Genomic DNA, 2,450 nt, shown 5'->3' with positions numbered 1-2,450 from the left:
CGCCACCCGGCGCGCCACTTCCGCCTCCTGACCGCGCAGGGTCTGGACCAGCGGCGAGGCCAGCACATCGCCGATGGCGCCGGGACCGCGCGACGATTTGGCCAGCCCAGCCACCTCGCGGAACTTGGCCTCTGCCGTTTCGCGTTCGGTGCGCGCCACCACGTAGCGGGTGCTGAGTTCGGCCAGTTGCTGGCTGAGCATCGGCGACTCGCCGGCCGTGGTCAGCCCGGCCTTGGCGCGGAAGGCTTCCACCGCGTCCCCGGCCCGCTTGGTCTCGTCGCGCATGGTGGTCAGCCGTTCTTCCAGCCATTGGGTGGCGCGGCGGGTGGCCTCGAACTTCTCGTCGAGCTGGTCGACAAGGTACAGGTTGGCGGCCGTGTTGGCGATTCGCGCCGCCTTGCGCGGGTCTTCGCTGTCCACCGTGATGGCCATGACGAAGGAGCGGCCCTGCGGGCGCACACCCATGCGGTCGAGCAGGCTGTCGACCACGGCGTTGCGGACGCGCTCGCGCTCTTCCTCTTCCGATAAAGCCACCTTGGCGGTGTCGCGGCCGCGCAACCCATCGAGCCAGGCGCGCGGTATCCAGTTCCGGGGATCGAACCAGGAAGCGAGGCTGAATCCAGGGGGGCGCAAATCGGCGTTGAACTCGGGATCGTTCACCAGACCCAGCTTGTCCACCACTTTCTCGGCGAAGGCGGAGGACTGGAGAATGGCCACCTCGCCCTGCATGGCGGCGAGATCGGGGGTGATCCCGGACAGCACCGCCTCGAAGTCGATCACCTCGGTGCGGCGGTTTTCCAGCATCACCAGCGCCTCGCCGGTGTAGAGGGGCGTCATCCGCATCGCCGCGAATACCGCCAGCGCCGTCCCGATCAGGGCGAACAGGCCGATCAGCCAGCGGCGGCGCCACAGGATGCCGACGGTGCGGCGCACGGCGCTGGCCGCCGCCTCCGGCAAGGCCGGACGCCGGACGCTTTCCGACGAGGGACGCCGGGTGGGCGGATCGTATGATTGATTGTATGACTGGTTGTATGACTCCGGGGCCGCCAAGGCGAGAACCCTCCGCCGGGTAACGTGAAGTCCCGCCGTGGAACAGTCGAACCAAGGGATTGATCCCGCCGGCCCGCCGCCGCATTCTCGGGATCACCGAATGGGGGAGGCTGGCATGAGCGGGGCAGGCGGGGATTGGTTGGGCACCTTCGCGGCGCTGGCCCGGCTGGAACCGGCGGCGCTGAAGCTCCTTCAGGACAGCGTGGTCCGGGCCGACCTGCCGCGCGGCGCCGTGCTGTTCGAGCCCGGTGCCTTGTGCCGCAACTACCTCATGGTGCTCGACGGCTCCGCCCGCGTGCAGATGGTGGCGGAAAACGGGCGGGAGATCATTTTATACCGGGTGGCGCGCGGCGGCACCTGCGTGCTCACCACCTCGTGCCTGATGACCGAGGCGCCCTACAACGCCGAGGGGGTGGCCGAAACCGAGGTGTCGGCGCTGGCCCTGCCGTCCGGGCCGTTCCACCAGCTTTTAGCCCAATCCGACGTGTTCCGCCGCTTCGTCTTCACCTCCTTCGGCACGCGGATCACCAGCCTGCTAACGCTGCTGGAGGAGGTGGCGTTCGGGCGTGTCGACCTGCGGCTGGCCCGCTTTCTGCTGGAACACCGCGACGCGCGGAGCGAGCTGCCCATGACCCATCAGGCGCTGGCGGTGGAACTGGGCACGGCGCGCGAGGTGGTGAGCCGCCAGTTGAAGGAGTTCGAGCGCCAGGGCTTCGTGACATTGAATCGCGGCTGCATCGCGGTGGCGAACGCGGACGAACTGGCCCGGCTCTGTGACTAGGTTACAGACGGGCTGATCCAGCTTGGAGTTTAATGGCGGCTGGATTTAACCGAAGTCAATGAGGTCTTCCATGAGGAACGTCGGTAGCGTCGACCGCGCGCTGCGCGCCATCGTCGGCATTATCCTGATCGCCCTGGTCTTCGTCGGCCCGCAGACCCCGTGGGGATGGGTTGGGCTGGTGCCGCTGCTCACGGCGCTCATCGGTTTCTGCCCGGCCTATCTGCCGCTGGGCATCAAGACCTGCCCGGTCGAGCCGAAGTAATACGGACAGCGCCAGAGCCGGAAACGAAAAAACGGTGCCTCGATCGAGGCACCGTTTTTTCGTGTTCCCATTTTCTGCCGATCACCCGCGCGGCGCGTGCTTGTTCAAAATGCGCTGGAGAGTGCGGCGATGCATCTTCAGGCGCCGCGCCGTCTCGGAGACGTTGCGGTCGCACTGTTCAAAGACGCGCTGGATATGCTCCCACCGCACGCGGTCGGCCGACATCGGGTTATCCGGCGGCTCGGGCAGCACGCGGCCATCGGCGAGAAGGGCGGATTCCACGGCGTCGGCGTCCGCCGGCTTGGGCAGGTAATCCACCGCCCCGGCCTTCACCGCCGCTACCGCCGTGGCGATGTT

Annotated in this window: 4 protein-coding genes; 2 read left to right on the top strand and 2 right to left on the bottom strand. The window is 67.6% G+C overall.

From position 1 onward, the window contains the following. The coding region (locus VED21_RS17015) for a GumC family protein (RefSeq protein ID WP_324884106.1) at positions 1-957 on the bottom strand (957 nt) is incomplete at its 3' end. Positions 958-1,165: 208 nt separating this feature from the next. Here VED21_RS17015 and VED21_RS17010 point away from each other — a divergent pair. After that, complete coding sequence (locus VED21_RS17010) at positions 1,166-1,831, top strand: Crp/Fnr family transcriptional regulator (RefSeq protein ID WP_324884104.1); 666 nt, start codon at positions 1,166-1,168, stop codon at positions 1,829-1,831. Positions 1,832-1,901: 70 nt separating this feature from the next. Next, positions 1,902-2,093 carry a DUF2892 domain-containing protein gene (locus tag VED21_RS17005; RefSeq protein WP_324884102.1) on the top strand — a complete coding sequence of 64 codons (192 nt, stop codon included), beginning with the start codon at positions 1,902-1,904 and terminating at the stop codon, positions 2,091-2,093. 81 nt (positions 2,094-2,174) lie between these two features. On the opposite strand, the gene VED21_RS17000 is transcribed toward VED21_RS17005, so the two are convergent. Beyond that, the coding region (locus VED21_RS17000; RefSeq protein WP_324884100.1) for a helix-turn-helix domain-containing protein at positions 2,175-2,450 on the bottom strand (276 nt) is incomplete at its 5' end.

The organism is Azospirillum sp., from assembly GCF_035627195.1.
In the GTDB taxonomy this organism is placed as follows: domain Bacteria; phylum Pseudomonadota; class Alphaproteobacteria; order Azospirillales; family Azospirillaceae; genus Azospirillum.
The sequence above is the reverse complement of the archived record's forward strand: the minus strand, read 5'-3'. Positions and strand labels throughout refer to the sequence as shown.

Excerpts from the sequence above, each read along its gene's own strand:
- VED21_RS17010 (WP_324884104.1), top strand. The coding sequence starts at position 1,166 with ATGAGCGGGGCAGGCGGGGATTGGTTGGGCACCTTCGCGGCGCTGGCC.
- VED21_RS17005 (WP_324884102.1), top strand. The coding sequence starts at position 1,902 with ATGAGGAACGTCGGTAGCGTCGACCGCGCGCTGCGCGCCATCGTCGGC.